The sequence below is a fragment of the Solimonas sp. K1W22B-7 genome (genome assembly GCF_003428335.1).
GTDB lineage: Bacteria > Pseudomonadota > Gammaproteobacteria > Nevskiales > Nevskiaceae > Solimonas_A.
In genome coordinates, this window is sequence record NZ_CP031704.1 from 4,723,022 (window position 1) to 4,745,178 (window position 22,157).

Here is a 22,157-nt window from a genome sequence, read left to right on the forward strand (position 1 = left end):
AGGTGTGGCGCTGGCTCAGACGCGCTCGATGATGGTTGCGACACCCATGCCGGCACCGATGCAGAGGCTGACCAGTGCGGTGGACTTGCCGGTGCGCTCCAGCTCGTCGAGCGCGATGCCGAGGATCATGGCCCCCGTGGCGCCCAGCGGGTGCCCCATGGCGATGGCGCCGCCATTGACGTTCACCTTGGCGGGGTCGAGATCAAGGGCCTGCATGAAGCGCAGCGGTACGGCGGCGAAGGCTTCGTTGATTTCCCAGAGATCGATGTCGCTGGTCTTCATGCCGGCACGCTTGAGCGCCTTTTCCGCCGCATACGAGGGGCCTGTGAGCATGATGGTGGGCTCGGAACCGATCTCGGCGAAGGCGCGGATGCGGGCCCGCGGCTTCAGTCCGGCGGACCGGCCCGCGGCCTCGCTGCCGAGGAGCACAGCGCAGGCACCGTCGACGATGCCGGAGGAATTCCCGGCGTGGTGGACGTGCTGGATGGACTCGACTTCGGGATAGCGTGCAACGGCCAGCGCATCGAAGCCGGCCTTGCGGCCCAGCTCAGCGAACGATGGTTTCAGCGACCCCAGGTCTTCGCGCCGGCAGCCGGCGCGGATCGCCTCGTCGCGGTCAAGCAAGGTCTCGCCGAGGACGTCGAGGACCGGCACCACAGAGCGGGAGAAGCGCCCCTCACTCCAGGCATTGCCGGCGCGGCGATGGCTCTCCACGGCGTAGTCGTCGAGCTGGTCACGCGTGTAACCCCACTTGGTGGCGAGCAGGTCGGCGCTGACACCCTGCGGGACATAGCTGGAGTTGTAGGCGACTGCCGGGTCGACGCTCCAGGCGCCGCCATCGGACAGCATGGGGACGCGCGACATGCTTTCGCAGCCACCGGCAACCACGAATTCGCCGCCGGCGATGACCTTGGATGCGGCCATGTTGCAGGCCTCGAGTCCAGAGCCGCAGAAGCGGTTGATCTGCACGCCGGCCACGCCTTGCACATAGCCGGCACCCAGTGCGGCGAGACGCGGCAAGCATTGGCCCTGTTCGCCCACTGGCATGACGATGCCGAAAACCACGTCGTCGACCAGAGCGGTGTCGAGCTGATTGCGATCGCGCAGTGCCGCCAGCACCGTGGAACCGAGATGTATCGAGGTGGCTTCGTGCAGGGAGCCGTCGGGCTTGCCGCGACCGCGAGGGGTTCGAACGTGATCGTAGATGAATGCCGCGGACATCTGTTTCTCCTGGTATCTGGCGAGGGAATCGCCGACACGAACCGCCCTATCGAGCAGTCCTGCCGGCGTCCGTAACTGGGTTTTCGGGTTACCGGCCGACGTTCAGAAGCCTGACGGCAGGAATTTGTCGGCGTGGATACTGTCGGGCGCGACGCCAAGCTCGACCAGCTTCCTCTCCACTGCCTCGACCATCGGCAGGCTGCCGCAAACAAATGCGGTGGTATTGGCGTAGTCGATACCCAGGCTGTCGTCGAGAGCCTCGGTGATGAGGCCGCGTTTGCCACCCCAGAGCGAGCTGGCCGGCTCATGCGACAGGATCGTCACCAGACGCAACCGGTCTCCGGCCTGGCTTTTCAGCTGCCGTAGCCGCTCGCTCGCAAAGACATCGGACTCGGTACGAACACCGAAGACGATCGTGAACTTCGAGGTGGCCGAACGCGCCAGGCGATCAGCGACAATCGACAGGATCGGCGCCAGACCGGTGCCACCGGCAACACAGAGGCCATCACGTTCATAGTCCTCGACGCCCATCATGCCGAAGGGCCCTTCGAGCCAGATTTTTTCGCCGCTGCGGTCGGCAGCGAAGAGCCACTCCGAGAACCGGCCGCCGGGCAGGCGCTTGACCAGGAACCCGACTTCCTCGGCGCCCGCGCTGCCCGCATCGGGCGGAGCGTCGTAGAAGGAGTAGGAGCGCCGCACAAACGAGCCAGAGGCGGCGATGGTGCAGTACTGCCCGGCGTGGAATGGCAGGGGCTCATCCAGCCGCAGCCGGAGGTCCAGGACATCACCTGGGAGCTTGCGCCAGCGGACCACGCGACTGGACACGGTCTTGACTGGTAGCTGCGCCTGCTGCCCGAGGCGAACGTCGATAGTCAGATCGGTGCGCACTTTGGCTTGGCAAGCGAGCACATAGCCCTCCTGCAGTTCCTGGTTGCTCAGCGGCGACAGCGCGAAGTCGATCATCGGACTGATGCGGCCGCCCACGAGCCGTGTCTTGCACTTGCCGCAGGTACCGACGCGGCAGTTGTGGGGATACTCCACGCCCTGCGCCAGCGCTGCGAGCAACAGCAGGTCGTCCTTGCGGACGTCGAAGGCCTCGTCGTGGCCCTCCACGGTGATCCGGCAGTAACCGGCTGGCGCGCGTGCCCCGACGCCGCTCTTGGGCGCCCTGATGACGGTTTCCATGAGTTCTCCCGGATAGCGTGATCAGGCGACCAGCGGCCGCCGAACGATTTCGGCTTGCTCGTCGTTCAGGTCATGCCAACCCGCCCTGGCGTTCTCGGCTCGGGCTATCTCGCGTTCCTGGGGCGACGCATAGCGGCGATCCCAGTCGCGCAGAAGCGGCTTGATCATCAGGAAGAACAGCGGCGGAACCAGGGCCAGCAGTACACACATCAAGAACTGCGGCTGCTTGGGGCCATCGCGGTCCGGCTCCAACTGGTAGAACGGCTTGTAGCTGTCCTCGTGATGGCCAGCGTGGTTGGTGATCTCCAGGGCCAGGATGCGCACCATCGGCGTCAGGTGGTTCCAGGTGTGATGTTTCTGGAAGCGCCCTGGCGTCGCAGAAATCAGGCCGTAGTGATTACAGTAGTTGAACACCTCCAGCATCATCCGCGGACCCACCAGGATGCTGAGGATGGCGAGGATGGTGCCCTTGGTTCCGCCCAGCGCGAAGAGCACGGCGGTGAAGGCGGACAGATAGGCGACCTTGCCGACCCAGGCGTTGCGCGGGTCGTACCAAGCACGGCCGCGCTTGGTCCACATCATCTTCTCGAGATGGTAGGACTCCTTCCATTGGCCGGGGAAGGTACGCAGGATGTGTCCGTAGACCGTATCGCCGCGGCGAGCATAGTCCGGGTCATCCGGCGTGGCGGTGCGCATGTGATGGGTCACGACGTGCGTGATCTCGCGCCAGGGGTCAAAAATGAGGCATTGCCCGACGCGACCCAGGGTGCGCAGCAAAAGGTTTTCGCGATGGAACAGCTCGTGCACCGGCGGCGCGTGAACCACGAAGCCAAGCATGGCCATGCCCACGAAAGCGCCTACAGCGGCGGACGTGGTCTCGAAGTGGCCGGTGCCGACCAGCCAGGCGTACAGGAAGACGTTGGCGAAACCCGCGAGCACTGTCAGCGACACAATGACGTCATAGATCCACACATGCTGCTGATCGCGCATGGTGTAGTCGTTTTCCAGGAAGGCGTCGAGGAACAGGAGTGCCAGAAGGCAACCCGTGCCCAGCCAGGCGTTGTTTCCCCCCAACCACATTCCATAGGCGTGGCTGGCCAGCACCACCGGGGAAAGCAGGTACTTGAAGTAGTCGAACATGATCAGTATCTCCTCGGCAAACCGGTCCAAGCCGGCTCGTACGCTTTGTCGAGCCTATGCTGCGCCGGAGAACCGGGAGGATTCCCAACCGATAGTTTGGGCGGGGGTTAGCGTGCCAGCACGTTGAGCGCCCGGGCCCGGGCGATAGCGGCCGAACGACTGGAGACACCGAGCTTGGTGTAGAGGTTGTAGAGGTGCCACTTCACGGTGGCCACGGAGACGGACAAGCGGTCAGCCAGCTGCTGGTTGGTCAGCCCGGCCTCGATCAGGGACAGTAGCTCCAGCTCGCGGGCGGTGGGGGTCTCCGTGAGCGCGGAAGAAACGTTGAGTTCGTCGAGCTGCTCGAGCAGGCCGCTATTGGTCAGCGGCAGGCCGCGGCATATTTCCGCGAAGAAGCGGCGCTCCTCCTCGACAGCAAAGCCCCAGTCCTTGGACTTGGTTTCGTTGACAATTCCGGCCAGCAGTTCCGCCCTGTCGCGGAAGGGGCGCAGGTAGCGCCGCTTAGCGGCAATACTGATCGCCCGGGCAACGTGCCGCACGGCCGGTGCAGGGTTGTGAGTGCATATGCTGATTGCGGCCTCGTCGAGGGCGAGTTCCACCAAGCGGCCGGCGCGGTCCTCGGCCTTTGCGAGCTTGGTTTCGGCAGCGACCATGGCCGTGGCCTGCTTGAGGCGACCTGTGGCGATCGCAAGATCGATCTCGGCGGCAGCCAAGAGGTCGCGGTAGTTCGCCGTTTCCGGCACGCCCGCGGCGGGCTGGCGGCGCCCACTCTCATCACCGGTCAGGCCGATCTGCGCCGCCTCCAGAAGCGCGTCGTCGATGCGACCCAGCCGGATCAGCCGGCGAATCAGGAAGCAGGACAGCATGGCAGCAAGGCGCGGCGGATAGGCCGAGGCGATCTCGCGCAACATGGGGACGCTGACCGGATCATCCGAGTGGCCATCCCACATTTTTACGGCGGCCTCGAGTCCCGCTGCGGCGGTATCGACCAATCCATGCGAGGTTGCCTTCTTAAGTGCAGGCGACAATAGTTCGCGCGTCTCTGCATCGAGGTTCATCTCGACGGCGCTCTTGGCAGCGAGCATGGAGATGGTGCTCACGATGCCCGGGGTCTCTCCCAGGGTCGCGCGAACGCGGGTCAGGGCCGCCAACAGATCCTGATGCGCGGTGACGAAGTCGCCTTCCTGCAGGGCGATGAATGAGGACAGCAGGCTTACCCAGGCTACGCCGTAATCGCTGTTGGCCTGGGCGATGTAGGACTGGGCTTGGCGTATGAGCTTGCGCGATTCCACAAGCTTGTAGGCGCTGGTCAGGTGAATACTGGCTGCGCAGGCCACCGTGGCGACGTTGAAAGGATCGTCGCCACGCATGCCGGACAGCCACCTGATGCAGTTGGGATAGCCTTCCTGCAAACGATCGGTGTAGACGTCGATGGCGATGAGGATGACCTCGATCCGCCGCCGGAATTCGTTGGCGTCACCGGTAGCAGTACCGGCGGCCACCTCACGGTCGATGCGCAGGCTGAGACGCTCCGTCTGGCGGCGCGCGTATTCGTAGCGCCGGTGGAAGACCAGGCCCCATACATACCAGAAGTCGGCTTCCCATCCGCACTGGGCGCCGGTGGCGTGCAGCTTCTCCACCCATTCGATGTACTGGTGCAGGTCGCCTCGGTCGCGCACGAACATGGCGGCCACCCGCTCAAGCACGGCCGCTGCCAACGGCGCGGAGTCGGCTGCCAAGGCATATTCGATGGCGTCGTGCCAGTGGCCGCCGTGCTCGCACCACTCGGCGGCCTTCGACAGGATTTCGCGGCGGCGCTCAACCGGAATCTGGCGCTGCGCCTCGTCGACCAGGAATTCCCGGAACAGGGCATGAAGGCGATACCAGCTACGGTTGCGGTCGAGCGGGATCACAAAGAGGTTGCGGCGCAGCAAGCTGGCGATGTGCTGGTGGGCCTGCTCGTCGCCCGTGGCAAATCGGCAGAGGTTCACGCCGAAGGTCCGCAGCAGCGAGATCTCCAGCAGGAACTTGCGCGACCGCTCGTCGAAGGCCCCCAGCACCTGTCGGTTGAGCAGGTCGGACAGGTCCTCGTCGGCGCCAGAGAAGCGTGCCAGGGCCTGCTCGGGCTGCTCTGCCGAGGACAAAACAATCTGCATCAGACGTACGGCGGCCGGCCAGCCCTCGCTTTGCGCGACGATGCTGTCGACGGCCGCGGGGGTCAGGCGGGACGCCAGTTCGCCGCCTAGGAACGCCAGAACCTCTTCGCGGTTCAGGCTCAGCTCGCCGAAGCCAAAGCTCAGGATGCGCCCCTCGAGCTTGGCCCGGGCATGGTCGAAAGGCAGTGTGGTGGTGCTGGACAGCACCAGTTGGACCCACGACGGAGTACGGAAGATCAGCGCATCGAGCAAACGGTTGAGGGTTTCGTCAGCGCAGAAATTGAGGTTGTCGATGAACACGACCAGAGGGGTGGTGGACAGCGACATAGACTCCAGCAAGGCCGCGATGCGCTCGTGCACCGGCTCGTCACCCTGGTGTAGCGCCTGCTGGGGATCGACCATGCTGGCAGGCGTCAGTAGCGCGCTCTCCAGATGGGTCATGACACGCTCGACCGTAACGTCGCGATCGTCCAGTGACAGCCAGCGGCACAGCGTGCCAGCTTTGCGGTAGCGCTCGAACAGCCCGGTCAGCAGCACGGTCTTGCCATAGCCGGTCGGCGCGGTAATGGCGACCAGCTTGGACGGCGGCTTTTCCTGTTGCGACAGGGTACTGAACGCGCCGGTCCTGACCGGAGCGAATGCAAAGAAGGGCGGCTCGAAGATATGGGCGTTGCTGCTCATCGCCACAGCGTGACGTGCTGCACCGCGATCATGCAAGAAACCGGCAAATTGCCTATCGCCGCGCCGTCCAGGCATGCCGTGCCCAGGCGACGAGGCCCAGGCGACGGCTTCGTCCCGACCCGCGCCAGCATCGCCGGTCCAGCCTTCGTCGACTACTTCGAATCGCTCCGGGTTACCTATCGCGCTCATCTGCCACCCCTAGCCTCCCCGGGCCGCAAGAAAGAAAAGTCCGGCGGCGCTTTCGCGCCGCCGGCAGTTGGATCCCCGCGGGGAGGAGGGATGGGGATCAGAACTGGTAGGAAAGACGCAGGGTGAATTCCTCGGCGAAGTCCAGGGTCGAGACCAGATTGTCATTGGGCTTGCCGTAGAGGTTCCCGTCGATATAGTTGTAGAAGCCCTCCACGGTGACACCCTTGCCGGGATTCCAGCGCAGGCCGGGCTGCACGAAGAGGCCGCCGTTGATGTCGTATAGGGCCGCGAACTCCAGCTCGTACAGCTTGTTCGGCCAGGGTTGCAGGAAGCCGAAGACCAGGTAGTTGGCGCCACCCTTCACGCCATCGGCAATGTTCTTCTCATCGCCGCCATAGCCCGACAGATGACGGCCCACCAGGTCGCTGCGGTTCTTGTGCAGGGCCTGCATCACGATGTACGTGCCCGGGAACTCGTTGAAGAAGCGGTGCCACTTGTCCGCCACCAGCGAGACCATGAACTCGTCCTGCTTGATGTAGTTCCGCGACAGCGAGGTGTTGGTGAAAGTGCGTTCCGGGGTGTACTGGACTTCCAGGTTGAAGATCAGCTGGTTCAGGAACTCCGAGCTGTCGCTCTCGGTGACATAGCTCACGCCCAGGCCGAAGACGTCTTCCTGGAAGTACTCACGAGCGATGTGTCCACGAAGCGATCCGCCGGCGCCCATGAAGAAGGTGTTCAGCTCGTTATAGGCTTCGTCATAGGTGTTGACCGACGAGGCGAAGAGCGCCTGGGCGCAGGGGAATTCGTCGATCGCGGCGTTGAGGCCGGTGATGCCGTTCAGGCGCACCTGGCCAGCGTAGTCGAACCATTCTTCCGCGTTGTAGACGCCAGCCGGCGCCACTTCGAAGGCAGTATGAGCGAGAGCTTCCGCGGTCGTCTCGCCGCACTCGGCGCGGCCGGGGCTCCCGGTCTCGTAGAGGAAGTTCACCAGCGAACCCAATTCTCCGGTCAGCGGATTGTTGCCACCTGGCAGCGGCTTGGTCACGCCGGATTCCGTCCAGCGGAAGACGCCGTCCGGATTCCAGCGGCGCACGGCCATGGCTTGCCAGCCCCAGGTGCCGTAGTCGCCCTTCAGGCGCAGGCCGTAGCTCAGCTCGTCGTCATAACCGCCCTCAGTGAACATGTCATGCACGGTGAACTGCGCCGGGATGACGTTGTACCCCGTGTTGGGATTGCCGAAGATCGAGGGCTGGAACTTGCCGACGTAAGCGTCGGCGAGGATCGAGTCATTGATCTGGTAAGTGCTGCGCACGGACAACATCGGCACGCGCTTGTCCGAGAACTCCTCCAGGGCGCGATCGAGGATCAGATGACGGCGCAGGTCGAGACCATTGGGAACGTCGAAGACGCGGAAAAAGATCGACTGGCCCCAGGCGATCTGCTGGTTGCCGGCGCGGACGACCAAGGGGCCGTCGCTGTACTCGGCGACCAGGGCCGGAAAGTAGATCTGATAGTTGCGCCCGGTCCACTCCAGCGGATTGGGCTTGTCTCCGCCCTCGACGATGTAGTCGAAGTAGTTCGGCTTGCCGTGGTACAGACGGGGATCGCCACCGCTGATGCCGCCCTGCAGGTTGGCAACGCTCTGGGCGTCGAACTCGTCGTACATGCCCGGGTCATAGACACCACGCAGTCGTCCGACGAGGCTCAACTTGGAGCCATAGCGCACTCCGAACTCGGTTTCGCCGCGCAGGACGCTGTAGTTCGTCCAGTTTTCGTTGGTCTGAACGAGGGAGTCTCGGGTGAAGGGCTCGGTGTCGCGATAACCAAGCACGCCAACCGGAACCGACGTCCAGGTACCGGTCTGCGGCAGGTTGACGCCCAGGGCCGGCAGCACGCCACCCGTCACGCCGTTGAGATAGGCCGGAATCGCGTTCGGCGGCAGGTAGGCGGTACGCTGGAAACTGCGCCCGTTGGTGACGTTGCCGCCCTGGTTGTTCGGATTTTCCATGGACGTCGTGCGAATCGCCGACTCGGCGCGCACGAAGCCACCGAAGCTGAAGCTCAGCTCGCTGATAACGTCTTCGAAAGCACCTTCGGCGCGCGCCTGCCCCAGCGCGAGCGCGAGAACCGCTGCGGCGGCGCATTGCGCCACCCGGATGTTGCTGCTCATGTGTCTCTCCCCCGTTTCGAACCGCTATGGGATGGGTTGGTTATGAACGGATGTCTTGAACTATCTGGGGACCGAAAGGATCGTCCCCGCCTGGCCAACGACCAGGAAATCGCCGCTGCGTCGGGCGGCCGCGCTGTACCAGGCTGTGGCGATGTTGCCGCCGCGCACATGCGACCAGCGCTCGCCGCCGTCGCTGCTCGATAGCATTTCGCGCATGCCGGTGACGATCACCTTCTGGCTGTCGCCCATCAGCACGTCGAGCAGGATGGCCTGTGTGCCGGATGCGACCGGCGACCAGTTCATGCCGCCGTCCGTCGTCCGGAGAATGCGACCCGACTGACCCACGGCTAGGCCCAGGCCGTCGTCGCGAATGTCGAGGCCGAACAGCGAGGGGTCGACCTTTCCCTCCGCGACGGAACCGCGGTTGGTAAGCATCCAGGGCTCCTCGGCGGAGGTGGACACGAGCACCAGGGACAGCTCGCCAGCGATGATGGCCGTGCCGTTGTCGAGTACCTTCACGCCATACATATGGGGAGCAAAGCTGTCGCCGAGGACCGCCGAATCGGCGGCGAACATCGATGCCCAGTCCGGCGCGACGTTGCGCCAGCTGGCGCCGCCATCCTCGGAGCGCAGCACCGTTCCGAAGGAGCCAACGGCCACTGCGACGCCGCGGAGATTGATGTCGACCGACATCAGCCGTTCCTCGCTGCCGGACTTCACCGCTTTCCAGGCCGATGCCCCCTCGCGGACCAGGATCGAACCCATCTGGCCGACCGCGATGCTGCGGCTGCCATTGGTGGCGACGTCCTGCAGGCTCAGGGGAGCCGGCGCCTTCTCGGCGCTCCAGGTCTTGCCGCCATCCGCGGTGGCAAGGATCTGCCCGCCGGCACCGACGGCAATGCCCTTGCTGCCGAGCATGTCGATACCGAAGAGGGCTTCGTGGGCAATGCCCCTGCGCAGCTCCGCCGGTTCCGCCGCATTGATCGCGGCGGCACCGGTGGCAAGCGCGAGAAGCACTACAGCCGCAATGGTTCTGCTCATGTCGAATCTCCGAGAAGCTGCGCCCTTACACGCGGCCGAGGCGCTGGATGGCCTGCTGCGTGAAGAACTTGTTGTACATCTCCTCGTTGTCGGCCTTGAAGATGCTCTTGTAGCCGCCTGCGCAGGATTCAGAGTGCGCCGCGCGGCTCATGCGCTTGTTCTGGATGTCGAAGCTCATGACGTAGATCCAGGACCAGGCCGGCGTCTTGCCGTCGGCGCCATACACCACCTTGTTGCCATTCTTGTACTGGCCGAAGCCAGTCTCGAAGCTGACCCAGGGCTTGTTCTGGCGGTCGTAGCGGATGTTGCCGCAGTAGATGCAGTTGCGGACGTCGACGTACGCCAGGCGGCGACCGACCGGTGCGCGCGGATAGCCCACAGGCTTGGATTCGAGGATGGCGACTTCCGGTGCCAGCTCGAACTCGGTGTCGTAGAAGGTGATGCCCTTGGCACCGCCATGGACGCCCTTTTCCCAGTTCGGGCGGTCGCCGCTCCAGGTGGTGTTGAAGGCGCCGAGCATCGGCTTGCGCTCGATGATCTTGTAGTCGCCCCAGGTGAGCATCGGGTCACCGGCCGCCCAGGGGTCGGTGAGGAACCAGGTGACTCCCGGAATCAGCGGCTCAAAGCGCTGGTTGGTCGGGAACTGGCGGACGCGGCGGAACTGCGGCAGGTAACCGTAGAGCTCCGGGAACTTGCGCTGATCGTAGTACCAGGTGCTGAGGAAGGAACTGCCGGCGACGTCGGCCGAGGCGGTGAACAGGATCGTCTGGAAGCGCAGCAGGTCGTTCATGTCCTTGAACACCTTGCCGTCCATACGCGCCTGCACCTGAAGCTCCGACCAGATGATGTCGTAGTTGTAGGCCACGCCACCGTCCGGATTGATATCGGTTTCCTTGATGGTGTACTGGTTGTAGTCACCACGGCCCCAGCTCATGGCCATGTTGGCCTGGATCTCCATGCCGGTCTTGGGGTCAGGGAACGGCAGGCCGCCGTGCCAGGGCTTGCCCTCCTGGGTGACGACGTTGTTGTTGGCATCGAACTTGGCGTTGCCGTTGCTGCTCATGTTGCGCAGCGTTTTCTCGTAGAACTCGCCGGGGAACAGGGCCCGGTAGTCGCGCTGGGTCGCCTTGATCTTGATCTTGCGACCCATGGTCTTGACCTGCTCGTAGATGATCGGATCGAGCAGATCCTTCACCACCTCGACATTGGCCGAGGTGATCATGTCGCCGGTCTTGATCTTGCCCTTCGTGTACATCTCGATGGACAGCAGTTCGTCGGGATAGGCCTTGCCGATATCGCCCGCTGCAGCCATGACATTGGTCAGGGGCATCAGTACGCCGGCGCCGGCGCCGATCGCCACGTTCTTCATCAACTGGCGACGGCCGTAGTCGAAATCGAATTTCCGGATATGCATCTGAATCTCCTCAGTCCTCAAGGCCCCATATCTCCGGCGGGGCAATGCCGGGCGTTTTTCAATCAGTGTCCGGATTGGCGCCGGACGCCTTGACAATCAAATGTCTCGGATCAGCTCGACGTGGCGAGTTTCCCCTCAGGAACGTTTCCCAGGTCGAACTGCGAGAGATCGATGCTCTCGCCCACGGCCAGGTCCTCGCGGGATGCGAAGCTGGGCTTGATCAGCCAGCAGAGCAGCGGCAGCACGACCAGCGACAGAACCATGTTCACAAGCATGATCGCGATGAGCAGGATTCCCATGTCGGCCATGAACTTCAGATCGGACATGAAGTACCAGGGCACGATGCCGAGCAGCATGATGCTGGCCGTGAACATGATCGCCTTGCCGGTGGTGGTCATGGAGGCCGTGATGGCTCGGCCCCAATCCTTGTCGTGCGCGGAGAATTCCTCGCAGATGCGCGACAGCATGTAAATGCCGTAGTCGATGCCGACACCGACACCCATCACCGCGACGATCACGGCGTTGATGTCCAAGCCGACGCCGAGCAGATGCATCGCCGCCATCAGCAGGAAATTGGACATGTTCACCGGGATCAGCAGGATGATGCCGGCCACAATGGAGCGATAGGCATACGCCGATATCACGAGCAGGATCACGTTGAGCAAGCCGAGAATGAACCAGTGATACTCGTGAACGACATTGTTCATCGCCTGCTGCAGCGCGATGGAGCCCGAAGCCATGCGGACCGTGAAGTCCGGGTGATCGGTGCCCACCGCCTCGACAGCGCGCTTCGCGCTGGCCAGGGCAGCGTCGACCGTCTCCTGCTTGCTGTCCTTGTACCAGAGTGAAATCGTGGAGTTCTGGAACTCGAAGTCGGAGATGTGGCCGAAGTTGACGGGATTGGTGCCGAAGGTGACGGCCGTACCCGCCGCGCGCACCGCGGACATGGTCGGATCCAGCGGCAGCCACTTGGGGTTGCCGCCCGAGAACAGGCGGTTGCCCTCCATCATGTAGTCGGTGAAGGACAGCGTGGCGCGCGGCGGCATCACCGGATCAGACTCGACGATGGCCTGGATCTGCGCCGATACGGCGGCGACGTCCGGCGTGCGGGCGACACGGTTGTTGGGATCTCGCTTCTTGGCCTCCAGCACGATTTCCAGGGTGTTCATGCCTGGGAAGTGCGCGTTGATGGCGCGCACAGCCGTGTTGTATTCCGAATCGAACCACAGCAGGTTGCTGCCCTCGACCGGGTTGCCGATCTTGATCTGCAGCGTCTCGTAGATGGCGAAAACAGCCAGGATCACCGCGCCGATAGTGGTGTACTTGGCGGCCGGGCCGAAGGTCAGGCGCGACAGCTTGTCCAGGGCATTCTTCTGGAACAGGTGAATGCCCTTCTCCTTCGCCGCGCCGCCGGCGATGTTCTCGATATTCTTGGGCTCGGGAAGATAGGACAGCAGGATCGAGATCAGGAACACGCCGGTCGGGATGATCCACAACGCCCAGGCGCCGCAGAACAGGGCATGGTTGATCATCGTCTCGATCGGCGCGAGGGCGATCAGGATGATGCCGAACACGTCGGTCATGATGCCTAGGACCGAGGGCGCCATCATCACGCCCATGGTGATCTCGGCAGCCTTTCGCTTGTTCTTTACGTGCGTGAGGATTTCGTAATACCGCTCGGTGTACTGGATGCAGTGCGACAGCGTGCGCGCGACCAGCAGCAGCGGAACGATCATCAGCAGGGGCTCGATCGGGCGACCCAGCCAGCCGATAAAGCCGAAACCCCAGAGCGCGGCGACCGTGGCGCAGATGACCGGCGTGACGACGCCCGCCAGGTTGCGCATGTAGAACAACAGCGCGGCCAGAAGCAAGCCGATGGTGACGGCGAAGATGAAGTAGGTCTGCTTCTGCAACTTGTAGACCCAGCCGGTGAGGACCGGCTCGCCGGCGAGATAGACCTCGTGCTTGTCGTCACGGGCCTTTTCGATCAGATCGTTGGCGTACTTGAAGGCCTCTCCGTATTCGATCGAATCGAGGAAGGTGGCCTTGATCAGGGTGGCCGTTTCGTCACCGGACACGAAGAAGGTGCGGGCATTGGGAGACTGCTCGATGCGTCGGCGGAATTCCCGAACCTCATCAGGGGTGGACGGCACGTGGTCGTCCATCAGCGGGCGCATGTCGATACCGTAGGGCGTCGCCTCCGCGAAGCGCAGCTTTTCCGTGGAGACCGAGATGATCTGGTCATGGTCCACGCCCGGTGCGAGGTCGATGTCGCGCGTCAGCTGCCAGACCTTCTGCAGGGTTTCCGGGTTATAGATATTTCCCCCATCCTTGCGCTTGATCATGATCGCCATGGCCAGCGGATTGCCGAAGTTCGGGTGGTCGTAATAGACCTGCACGAAGGGATCGTTCTTCGGCAGCAGGTCCTTGAAGATCGTGCGGATCTCCACCCGGGGAATTCCCGCCATGAAGGCGAGGGTGACAAGGACGAAAAGCGCGGCGAAGAGGCCGCGGTTGTCCATGATCAGCTTGGCCAGCCGGAAGCGGAAGGGCTGCTTGTTCATCGTTCGGTGTTCCGTGTTGCCTGGGTCGGGGTGGCGGCGCCCGGCATGCGGCCGGCGCGGGAGAGGAATGGCGCGGGCTGGGTGGACAGCGAATGGCGGCTCGGCCTGCAGGCCAAGCGCACAACGTTCACATTGGAATGCCCACCGATAGCCACCACGAGTCTCTCTCCGGTTCACACCACTTTCGTGCGGAGGGGTCGCCGTTCCCGGGTCCCCGCCCTGTCGCCTCACCGATCACCGAGAACGGGTCGGATTGGTTCGCGGAGTAAGCCTGTTCCTATCGGTTTGGGCTGATCCCAACCTTTGGTATAGGTCTTGCCCGACCCCGACCGGGGAGGATTCGCTGGCCGCATTCCCAGAGAGACCGGAGGAGTCCATGAGCCAGGCACAGCAATCCCCGAGCGCGACCGCCAGAACGGCACGCGCCGCCATCGTCCGCCAGCAAGGCGGCCCCTTTTCAGTGGAATCCGTGGAGATCGCGACGCCGCGCGCCGACGAGGTCCTGGTGCGGATGGTCGGCACCGGCGTCTGCCATACCGACCTGGTCTGCCGGGACGCCTTCCCGGTGCCGATGCCGATCGTGCTCGGGCACGAGGGCGCCGGCATTGTCGAGGCTGTGGGCAGCAAGGTAAGCACCCTGCGGCCCGGGGACCATGTGGTCCTGTCGTTCAACTCCTGCGGCGGCTGCCACAACTGCGCCCACGAGGCGCCGGCCTACTGCTTCAATTTCATGCCGCTCAATTTCGGCGGCGCGCTGGAAGACGGCAGCTCACCCCTGAGCCAGGCAGGGCTGAACATCCATGCAAACTTCTTCGGCCAGTCGTCATTCGCGACTTATGCCGTGGTGCGGGAATCCAATGCCGTGGCCATTGCCACCGACCTTCCCCTGGAGATCATGGGTCCCTTGGGCTGCGGGATCCAGACGGGTGCAGGGGCAGCGCTGAACTCCCTGAAGGTGACCAAGGGCACCAGCTTCGCCATCTTCGGCGGCGGTGCCGTGGGCCTCAGCGCCTTGATGGCCGCCAAGGCCGTGGGTGCGGCACCGGTGATTGTCGTTGAGCCCAACGCGGCGCGCCGTCAGCTGGCAGTGGAGCTCGGCGCCGACGCGACGATCGACCCCCGTGCCGTGGAAGACGTCAGCGCCGCCATCAAGGCTGTTGGGAATGGAGGCGTACTGGCGGCGCTCGACACCACCGGCATCCCCGCGGTGATCACGACTGCAGCGGACGCCCTGCTGCCGAATGGTCAGCTGGGCCTGGTGGGCGTGTCGCCGATGGAAGCGAATCTGCCGGTGAACATCATGAGCATGATCACCCGCGGCATCGGCATCAAGGCGATCCTGGAAGGCGACAGCCAGCCGCGCGAGTTCATCCCGCAGCTGGTGGAACTCTACCGCCAGGGCAAGTTTCCCTTCGACAGGCTGATCAAGACCTTCCCCTTCGAGCAGATCAATGAGGCTGCCCACGCCTCGGAGGATGGCTCGGTGATCAAGCCCGTGGTCGTGTTCTAGTCCCCCAAGGGTACCGGGCTGGCTTGGGCCATCCCGGGCTCCCGCGTCGGACCGGCAGGAACGCTCCCTCCTGCCGGTCTCGCCGCTTAAGCCTCAGGCCGTACGCTGCGCAGCCAGAGCGAGATGCTCGCGGCACTCGCTGACCATACGCTCGACCAGTTCGGCGCAACTGGGGATGTCGTCGATCAGGCCGACCGACTGACCTGCCCAGATCAAGCCCTTCGAGGAATCGCCGCTTTCCAGCGCCTCGCGCCCCTTGGCGCCCGAGACCAGTGGCTGCACATCCGCAAACTCGCATCCTCCCGGGCGGTTTTCGATGGCGATGACCTGGTCGGAGACCTCCGTCTTCAACACGCGTCCTGTGTTGTGCAGAGTGCGGAAGATCAGGTTGGTGTCGCGCTCGCTCTTGTCGATCAGGAGCTGCTTGATCGACGGATGAATCGGTGCCTCTTGAGTGGCGCAGAAGCGCGTACCCATGTTCACACCCTCCACACCCAGAGCGAAAGCCGCCGCCATGGTTCGCCCGTCGGCAATACCGCCAGAGGCGATCAGCGGAATCTTTACCTTGCGTGCAGCCAGTGCAAACAGGATCAGGCCGCCGATGCCGTCCTCGCCCGGGTGGCCGGCGCACTCGAAACCGTCGATGGAGATCGCATCGACACCGTTGCGCTCGGCCGAGAGCGCGTGCCTCACCGCCGTGCATTTGTGCACGATCTTTACGCCGACAGCCTTGGCCTTGGCGATGAACTCCTTTGGATTGTTGCCGGCCGTCTCGAGCAGCTTGATACCGCTATCGAGCACCACGTCTAGGTAGGCCTCGTACGGCGGCGGCTTGGCGCTGGGCAGGATGGTCAGGTTCACGCCGAAAGGCTTGTCGGTCATCGTGCGGCAGCGCTCGATTTCCTTGGCCAGGTGTTCCGGGGTCGGCTGGGTGAGAGCGGTCAGGATGCCCAGTGCCCCAGCATTGGATACAGCCGCTGCCAGTTCGGCACGCCCGACCCACATCATGCCGCCCTGGATGATCGGATACTTGGTACCGAGCAATTCGGTCACTCTGTTTTTCATGTGCTGGCTCCTCGGGCCATCAGATTTTTCCAATGGGCACCTTACCCGCTGGGGAGCTCCTCGTCCCCGTCAAAAGTCTGGCTTGGCTGGCCCCTGCCGCCCAGACTTTGGTATTGCTGCCGACAAACCGCCCGAGACTAGGCTGTGATCCAAGGCAGGCATCCGATCTGCCATCCCGGATCACCGGAGGAGCCCGCAGCAACCTGCAGCGCCCGGCATTCCGCCCATCTCCTACCTAGCAGGCTGCCCACATGACCAGCATTCCTCGCCGTGCCGACAAGCTCTTCAAAGACATCTGGCTACCCGAGGAAACCCTTCGCGTGCGCAAGGACGTCCGGCAGTTCGCGGATGACGTGGTGCGGCCCGTCGCCCAGAAAATCAACACGACCCCCGAGAGCCGCGACAGCTTCCCCCACGCGCTGTTCAAGGCGATGGGGTCAGCGGGGATCTACCGCATACCCTTCGCGCAGGACGTAGGCGGCCTGGGCCTGGAGTTCCCCACCCTGGGGACGGTGACTGTGCTGGAGGAGCTGGGCTACTACTCCCCCAGCCTCGCCTCCGCCCTCTTCGACGGCCAGGCGATCCTCGTGGGCCAGACACTCAACCGCGCCGGGGATTTCCTGCGCAAGACCTACCTGCCTCGCCTGGTCCGTGGTGAGTTCCTGGGAAGCTTCGCCACCAGCGAGCCGGAAGCCAGCACCGATCTTTCTCCGGCCAACATGCAGACCGTGGCGACCAAGGTGGACGGCGGCTGGGAAATCAGCGGCAAGAAGCGCTGGATCACCAACTCCGTGGCGGCCGACTACATCGCGGTGCTGTGCCGCAGTGGCGAACGCCAGACTTTCCTGTTCGCAGACATGCTGTCACCGGGCATTTCCGTCGGCGATCCCGATCGAAAAATGGGCAACTACGTGCAGCTGACGGCGGATGTGAACTTCGACAAGGTGTTCGTGCGCGATGATCACGTCATCGGCACGGAGGGCGCCGGCCTCAGGGCCGCCCTGGGCGCCCTGATGCTCGGCCGCATGGGCATCGGCGCTATCGGCGTGGCGATGGCCCAGGCAGCGTTCGATTTCTCCTCGCACTACATCACCCAGCGCAAGGTGTTCGGCAAGCCGATCGCCGGCTTCCAGCACTGGCAGTTCCGTTTCGCTGATCATGCGCTGGGAATCGAGAACGCCCGCAATCTGGTGCACAAGGCCGCCATGCTCTACGACAAGACCGGCAACGCCGAAACCGAGGCGGCCATGGCCAAGGTAGCGGGCTCGGAGCTGGCGGTGGATGTGGCTCGCGACGCCATCCAGGCTTGCGGCGCCTATGGCTTCGTCCAGACCCTGAGTGGATCCGGCGAACATTTCCCACTGGAATCGATCTATCGGGACGCGAAGATCGGCGAGATCTACGAAGGGGCGAACGAAGTTCAGCGCTGGGTCGTGGCTCGCAACATCTTCGGACGGGATGTTACTGGGTAAATCTCGGGCCGCAATTCATCTCATCCCGGTATATCTATCTCTTTCAAAGCCGAGGAAATCCTCGCCGAGATTCGGCTGTGAGGCGCCCCTGCCGGTAAAGCATGGCCGGGACGACAATCAACTCTATTGCCATAGCCCCGAGTACAAATGCTGCTCCTTCTGCGGATGTTGGAAGCCCGAATTGGATGAGGGACAGCAAGCGGCCAACGCCCCCAAGGACGACTATCCATAGGGCGGCATTCAGGATGCCGGAGTACTTCTCCAGATTCGACGAACAAACCCAGAGAAGTGCACCGAATCCAAACCAAATAGCCCCCAAGTAGCGGATTTGGCTGTTGAGTACGGGATCGCCATAGCCCTCTTCCAGCGCAGCTCCGATGAGGTGTTGGCCTTTCAAGCCCACTACAACATCAACGCATCCGGTTACGAGGGCAATCAGCGCCAATGCTCGTACTGCAAAACAAAAACCAGTCATGGAGACACGAAGGGGATATGGGTCAGGCTGTAGGCGCTCGACGCCACCGCCGCCGCCAATGCGATTGCGACCGCCAGGAAATCACTGCCCACAGGTGAAGACTGCTGATCCGGCAAACGGATCCGAATGCATCGCTGGCGATGGGCCATGAATAGCGGCACAAAGAAGCTGATCCCGATCAGAAGGCTGCCGGCGAAGTAAACCCATGCCCATCCGGCGGCGATGCCTAGCCTGCGGCATTCGCCAAACATCCACACCAGCACCACAGCGCCAAGCATGAGAATGTCCACAGCCAAGAACATGCTGGCAGGCGATGATAGGGCTTCGGTCCAGAACTGAATCGTTCCGTTGACCGGTCCCAGATGCAGGTAGGCCGGAAGCTGCGCGCTGGTACCAATCAAGCCGAGGATTGCGAGCAAGACGAACAGGATTTCCAGCCAGCGTGTATCGCGGACTACAGAGTTCATGAGGAGCCTCGGATGAGAAGGGTCAGGCGGCGTGACCAAGAAGATCGTCGCCGCGCGGTCCTCCAGAGGAGTACCCGCGAGATGCCTGGAACGGATCCCAATGCGGCCCGTGCTCCGGAAGTGCATTGCGATCCGATATGACAACGCCCTTCTGGAATTCCCGCAGCAAATCCCTGCCGATGATGTGCGAGGCCGTCCCGACGCCGCCACGCAACGTGAACGCCACTCCAAACAGGTAAGCGGTAGACGCGCCCGCCAGGAACAGGCCGGCGATCTCGGTGGTCACCGGCAGACGGCGGAACGGACCGATCTGATCCTTGGCATTCTCTGGTCCATAGGGCATGCGGGAGAGCGTGAAGCGTTCGTGAGTCAAAGGGGTTGCTGACTCCTGCCAGGCAACGTGACCACGGAGTTCCGGGAGGACCTTCAGCGTTCGTTCGAGCAGCACGCTTTCGAACTCGGCCTTGCGCTCCTGGTAGATCTCGGAGAACTTGTAGTCGGTCCCTGCCTTGGGATCGCCGCCGCCCCAGAACTCATAGTCCGCGGGGGCTGAGGCGAAAAGCTCGATGGAGCTGTGGTCCGGAGGACCATAGTGGCGCTCGCCCCAGGTCTTGAGGGTGGGAGAGCTGATCGCCAGCCACCCCTTGGGGTCCCATTGACCCTTGTCCAGTAGATCGTAGGTCGCCTGGATGTCGTAGCGGTCGTGGAGGATATAGTTGGTTGCTGGCCTGGTCTTCGAGATGTCGATGTCCGCGCCGATGTACATCGAGAAAATCGAGTGAGGCCGACGATAGGCACGGATTCTCTCGATCGTGCGCTGGCTCAGATGGCTCGGATGGATCAGATTCTGGAACGTGCGGTGGACATCGGCATTGCTGACGACGACATCTGCCGAAATTCGTTCGCCATCGGAAAGCGTCACTCCTCGGACACGCCCGCTCTCCACGTCGATGGATCGAACCAGGGTCTTCGTGCGGATGACTCCGCCATGCGAGCGGATGACCTCGGCCAAGTTGGCCGCAATAACCTGGCCGCCCTGCACGGGGAAATAGGCGCCAGCGCGGAAGTAGTGCTGCAGCAGGAGCGCGACGAGGAGTGCCGGCGTCCGGGCCGGCGGAGTATTGTGCAGGTGCACCAGCGCCAGCAGGGCCCCTCTGGCTTCCTGGCTAAGTTTGCACCGGTCGAACAGGTGCCCGATCGGGAATTCGAGGCCGCGCGCAATTGCCAGCGCTTCCAGAGGACGCTTCAGCAGCGGAGCGAGGACGCCAACCGAATGGGGCACATCGTTGATGCGATCTCCGCCTTCGCCGATGTATCTCAGCTCCTTGATGGCCTTTGTGAGGCCGTCGGCGTCCTTCGGGTAGGCGGCGCGGAGATTGCTGGCCAGCCCTTCCCAGTTGGTTGGAACGCGGAAGCTGTGGTCTGGGAACATGACCGTGTCCATTCCGCTATCGTCCAGCCGCGACCACTTGATGCGATCCTCTACGCCCAGCCCGCGAAGTACGGTCGAAATCATTCCGTCCGAGCCGGGCTCGCAGCCACCGACATAGTGCACGCCGCAGTCGAACTCCCATTTTCCCTTGCGACGGAAGGTCTGTGAGCAGCCGCCCAGGATTTCATGTTGCTCAAGCAAGAGAACGGACTTCCCGACGGCGGATAGGCATGCGGCGGTCGACAATCCGCCCAGGCCAGAGCCGACCACGATGGCATCGTAGCGGCGCGATCCGCCCAAACCGCCAGGGATGGGATTGGCTCGCTCGCCGTGTGCCACGCCCAGCAAGGAGTCGATGCTGGTCAGCTTGACCCGGGGGCGCCCAGTCGTTGTGCCCGCTGCGCGTTCGGCGGCATCAATCGCTTGCCACCCTTGCCGGGTCACCAACTGAGGTTGCCGTCGAGCCAGCAGGGCGGCTATTTCCCCTCTGTCCGGAAGATCGGGCCGACCGACGATCCCGTGGGCGACGTCGCTCGCAAGTGCACGAACGGCATCGCGAGCGCACTTGCGATTTGTCCCGACGATGCCGCTCGGACCGCGTTTGGCCCAGCCGGTCACGTAGACGCCGGGCATCGCCTGCCCCTGCGAGAGGACGCGCCCGTCCTGGTTGGGAACTGTGCCTCGAGCTTCATCGAAGGGAAGACCATCGATCTTCAAGCCTCGATAGCCCACGGCGCGCAGGACAAGGCCAGCCTCGATCGTGGACTCGGCGGCCGCAGTGCTCTCCGTCGGCGCTCCATTCTGGAGATAGCCCAGTCGAAGGCCTTGAACCCGCGCTTCGCCCAGGATTTCGATGGGCGTGCTGAAGAACTTGAGATGCAGTTTGCGGGCGTACTGCCGGGCAGGCCGTTGAGCGTACGTGGTCAGGAGCTCGATTTTTCGCAGGGCACTTGCATCTGCGCCCTGTGCGATCGCGCTTTCCTTGCTCGGTAGATCGGTCGGGTCAACGATGATATCGACATCCGGAAGATCCGCGATCTCTTCAAGTTCGGCCGCGCCGAATGCTGCGTGAAGCGGACCGCGCCTGCCGACGAGAACGACTTCGCGGACGCTGCTTGCCCGCAACGCCTGCAGGGCGTGATCCGCGATATCCGTGCTGGCGAGGCTGTCCGGAGCACTCAGGAGTATCCGCGCGACATCCAGTGCGACATTCCCGTTGCCGACCACCACAGCACGTTGCGTGGACAGATCGAAATTGAAGTCTCGAGCCTCTGGATTGCCGTTGTACCAGGCAACGAAGCTCCTGGCGGAGGCGCTACCGGTCAGGTTTTCGCCTGGGATGCCGATGAGTCGATCACCCGCGGCGCCATGGGCAAGAATGATTGCGTCGTAGGATCGCGAGAGCTCCGCGACTGAAATGTTCTGGCCTACACAGATATTGCCGAAAAACCGGAAGCGCTCATGGTTGGCAAGGCGCTCGAAGGTATCAGCGATGCGCTTGCGTTCCGGGTGGTCGGGCGCGACGCCGCTGCGAATCAGCCCCCATGGGGTCGGCTGCCGTTCAAAGACATCCACCTCGACCGGTTGCTGCATCAGGTGAACCATGCGGCCGTCCAGCCAGGTACCGCCCGGGCTGCCCAGAAGGTGCGCCGTCGCATACATCCCGGCAGGCCCGGAGCCCACGACCGCTACGCGGAGAGCTTTCGGGTCAGACATGGCGGAGGCCCTCGAAGTACTGCGCGTTCTGGCGGATCGCGTCCTTCCAGCGTTCCGGGACCCGGCGGGAGTCGAAGATGGCTCCGACCGGGCACGCTTCGACGCAGGCTTCACAATCTATGCAGCGAGTCGGATCGATGTAGAGCTGATCAGCGCTATCGAACGCTCTGTCATCCGGAGTGGGGCTGATAGCTCCAGCTGGGCACACCTCTACGCAGGAGTAGTCGGCTACACAAGGTGAGGTGATGACGAATGGCAT

15 protein-coding genes are annotated in these 22,157 nt (G+C 63.4%); 2 read left to right on the forward strand and 13 right to left on the reverse strand.

What is annotated here, in order from left to right:
- Positions 1-15: 15 nt before the first annotated feature.
- The 8 genes from D0B54_RS21330 to D0B54_RS21365 form a co-directional block, all read right to left on the reverse strand.
- Positions 16-1,221, reverse strand: coding sequence for an acetyl-CoA C-acetyltransferase (locus D0B54_RS21330; RefSeq protein ID WP_117293939.1), 1,206 nt, complete (start codon positions 1,219-1,221; stop codon positions 16-18).
- A 102-nt stretch (positions 1,222-1,323) separates the two neighbouring features.
- On the reverse strand, positions 1,324-2,406 hold the full coding sequence (locus D0B54_RS21335) for a 2Fe-2S iron-sulfur cluster-binding protein (RefSeq protein WP_117293941.1): 1,083 nt from the start codon (positions 2,404-2,406) through the stop codon (positions 1,324-1,326).
- A 21-nt stretch (positions 2,407-2,427) separates the two neighbouring features.
- A complete protein-coding gene (locus D0B54_RS21340) occupies positions 2,428-3,546 on the reverse strand; it encodes a fatty acid desaturase (RefSeq protein WP_117293943.1) in 1,119 nt (372 codons plus the stop codon).
- 107 nt (positions 3,547-3,653) lie between these two features.
- On the reverse strand, positions 3,654-6,572 hold the full coding sequence (locus D0B54_RS21345) for a LuxR C-terminal-related transcriptional regulator (protein ID WP_117293945.1): 2,919 nt from the start codon (positions 6,570-6,572) through the stop codon (positions 3,654-3,656).
- 97 nt (positions 6,573-6,669) lie between these two features.
- Entirely contained in the window at positions 6,670-8,742 is a 2,073-nt protein-coding gene (locus tag D0B54_RS21350) for a DUF1302 family protein (RefSeq protein WP_117293947.1), read from the reverse strand.
- 60 nt (positions 8,743-8,802) lie between these two features.
- Positions 8,803-9,783 carry a WD40/YVTN/BNR-like repeat-containing protein gene (locus tag D0B54_RS21355; RefSeq protein WP_162932608.1) on the reverse strand — a complete coding sequence of 327 codons (981 nt, stop codon included), beginning with the start codon at positions 9,781-9,783 and terminating at the stop codon, positions 8,803-8,805.
- Between the two features lie 25 nt (positions 9,784-9,808).
- Complete coding sequence (locus D0B54_RS21360; protein WP_117293951.1) at positions 9,809-11,197, reverse strand: DUF1329 domain-containing protein; 1,389 nt, start codon at positions 11,195-11,197, stop codon at positions 9,809-9,811.
- 110 nt (positions 11,198-11,307) lie between these two features.
- On the reverse strand, positions 11,308-13,761 hold the full coding sequence (locus tag D0B54_RS21365; RefSeq protein WP_117293952.1) for an efflux RND transporter permease subunit: 2,454 nt from the start codon (positions 13,759-13,761) through the stop codon (positions 11,308-11,310).
- Between the two features lie 376 nt (positions 13,762-14,137).
- Here D0B54_RS21365 and D0B54_RS21370 point away from each other — a divergent pair, with 376 nt between their 5' ends.
- Positions 14,138-15,271 (forward strand): NAD(P)-dependent alcohol dehydrogenase, encoded by a 1,134-nt coding sequence (locus D0B54_RS21370; protein ID WP_117293954.1) that lies wholly within the window; start codon positions 14,138-14,140, stop codon positions 15,269-15,271.
- Between the two features lie 93 nt (positions 15,272-15,364).
- Here D0B54_RS21370 and D0B54_RS21375 read toward each other — a convergent pair whose 3' ends face one another.
- On the reverse strand, positions 15,365-16,336 hold the full coding sequence (locus D0B54_RS21375; protein ID WP_117293956.1) for an NAD(P)H-dependent flavin oxidoreductase: 972 nt from the start codon (positions 16,334-16,336) through the stop codon (positions 15,365-15,367).
- 251 nt (positions 16,337-16,587) lie between these two features.
- On the opposite strand from D0B54_RS21375, the gene D0B54_RS21380 reads away from it, so the two are divergent.
- Positions 16,588-17,808: an acyl-CoA dehydrogenase family protein gene (locus D0B54_RS21380; RefSeq protein ID WP_117293958.1), complete on the forward strand. Its 1,221-nt coding sequence runs from the start codon at positions 16,588-16,590 to the stop codon at positions 17,806-17,808.
- A 43-nt stretch (positions 17,809-17,851) separates the two neighbouring features.
- Here D0B54_RS21380 and D0B54_RS25250 read toward each other — a convergent pair whose 3' ends face one another.
- Genes D0B54_RS25250 through D0B54_RS21400 form a run of 4 tightly spaced genes read right to left on the reverse strand, consistent with a single transcriptional unit; the run spans position 17,852 to position 22,157 of the window.
- Positions 17,852-18,283, reverse strand: coding sequence for a DUF4345 domain-containing protein (locus tag D0B54_RS25250; protein ID WP_117293960.1), 432 nt, complete (start codon positions 18,281-18,283; stop codon positions 17,852-17,854).
- Positions 18,280-18,750, reverse strand: a complete 471-nt coding sequence (locus D0B54_RS21390) for a DUF2834 domain-containing protein (protein ID WP_162932610.1) — start codon at positions 18,748-18,750, stop codon at positions 18,280-18,282. Before D0B54_RS21390 ends, D0B54_RS25250 begins: the two co-directional genes overlap by 4 nt.
- Before the next feature lie 22 nt (positions 18,751-18,772).
- Complete coding sequence (locus tag D0B54_RS21395; protein WP_117293963.1) at positions 18,773-21,898, reverse strand: FAD-dependent oxidoreductase; 3,126 nt, start codon at positions 21,896-21,898, stop codon at positions 18,773-18,775.
- Positions 21,891-22,157 (reverse strand): 4Fe-4S dicluster domain-containing protein, encoded by a 267-nt coding sequence (locus tag D0B54_RS21400; RefSeq protein WP_117293965.1) that lies wholly within the window; start codon positions 22,155-22,157, stop codon positions 21,891-21,893. Before D0B54_RS21400 ends, D0B54_RS21395 begins: the two co-directional genes overlap by 8 nt.

What these genes read in the sequence shown, in the direction of transcription:
- D0B54_RS21330 (WP_117293939.1), bottom strand. Translation starts at nt 1,221, where the DNA reads ATGTCCGCGGCATTCATCTACGATCACGTTCGAACCCCTCGCGGTCGC.
- D0B54_RS21335 (WP_117293941.1), bottom strand. Translation starts at nt 2,406, where the DNA reads ATGGAAACCGTCATCAGGGCGCCCAAGAGCGGCGTCGGGGCACGCGCG.
- D0B54_RS21340 (WP_117293943.1), bottom strand. Translation starts at nt 3,546, where the DNA reads ATGTTCGACTACTTCAAGTACCTGCTTTCCCCGGTGGTGCTGGCCAGC.
- D0B54_RS21345 (WP_117293945.1), bottom strand. Translation starts at nt 6,572, where the DNA reads ATGAGCGCGATAGGTAACCCGGAGCGATTCGAAGTAGTCGACGAAGGC.
- D0B54_RS21350 (WP_117293947.1), bottom strand. Translation starts at nt 8,742, where the DNA reads ATGAGCAGCAACATCCGGGTGGCGCAATGCGCCGCCGCAGCGGTTCTC.
- D0B54_RS21355 (WP_162932608.1), bottom strand. Translation starts at nt 9,783, where the DNA reads ATGAGCAGAACCATTGCGGCTGTAGTGCTTCTCGCGCTTGCCACCGGT.
- D0B54_RS21360 (WP_117293951.1), bottom strand. Translation starts at nt 11,197, where the DNA reads ATGCATATCCGGAAATTCGATTTCGACTACGGCCGTCGCCAGTTGATG.
- D0B54_RS21365 (WP_117293952.1), bottom strand. Translation starts at nt 13,761, where the DNA reads ATGAACAAGCAGCCCTTCCGCTTCCGGCTGGCCAAGCTGATCATGGAC.
- D0B54_RS21370 (WP_117293954.1), top strand. Translation starts at nt 14,138, where the DNA reads ATGAGCCAGGCACAGCAATCCCCGAGCGCGACCGCCAGAACGGCACGC.
- D0B54_RS21375 (WP_117293956.1), bottom strand. Translation starts at nt 16,336, where the DNA reads ATGAAAAACAGAGTGACCGAATTGCTCGGTACCAAGTATCCGATCATC.
- D0B54_RS21380 (WP_117293958.1), top strand. Translation starts at nt 16,588, where the DNA reads ATGACCAGCATTCCTCGCCGTGCCGACAAGCTCTTCAAAGACATCTGG.
- D0B54_RS25250 (WP_117293960.1), bottom strand. Translation starts at nt 18,283, where the DNA reads ATGACTGGTTTTTGTTTTGCAGTACGAGCATTGGCGCTGATTGCCCTC.
- D0B54_RS21390 (WP_162932610.1), bottom strand. Translation starts at nt 18,750, where the DNA reads ATGAACTCTGTAGTCCGCGATACACGCTGGCTGGAAATCCTGTTCGTC.
- D0B54_RS21395 (WP_117293963.1), bottom strand. Translation starts at nt 21,898, where the DNA reads ATGTCTGACCCGAAAGCTCTCCGCGTAGCGGTCGTGGGCTCCGGGCCT.
- D0B54_RS21400 (WP_117293965.1), bottom strand. Translation starts at nt 22,157, where the DNA reads ATGCCATTCGTCATCACCTCACCTTGTGTAGCCGACTACTCCTGCGTA.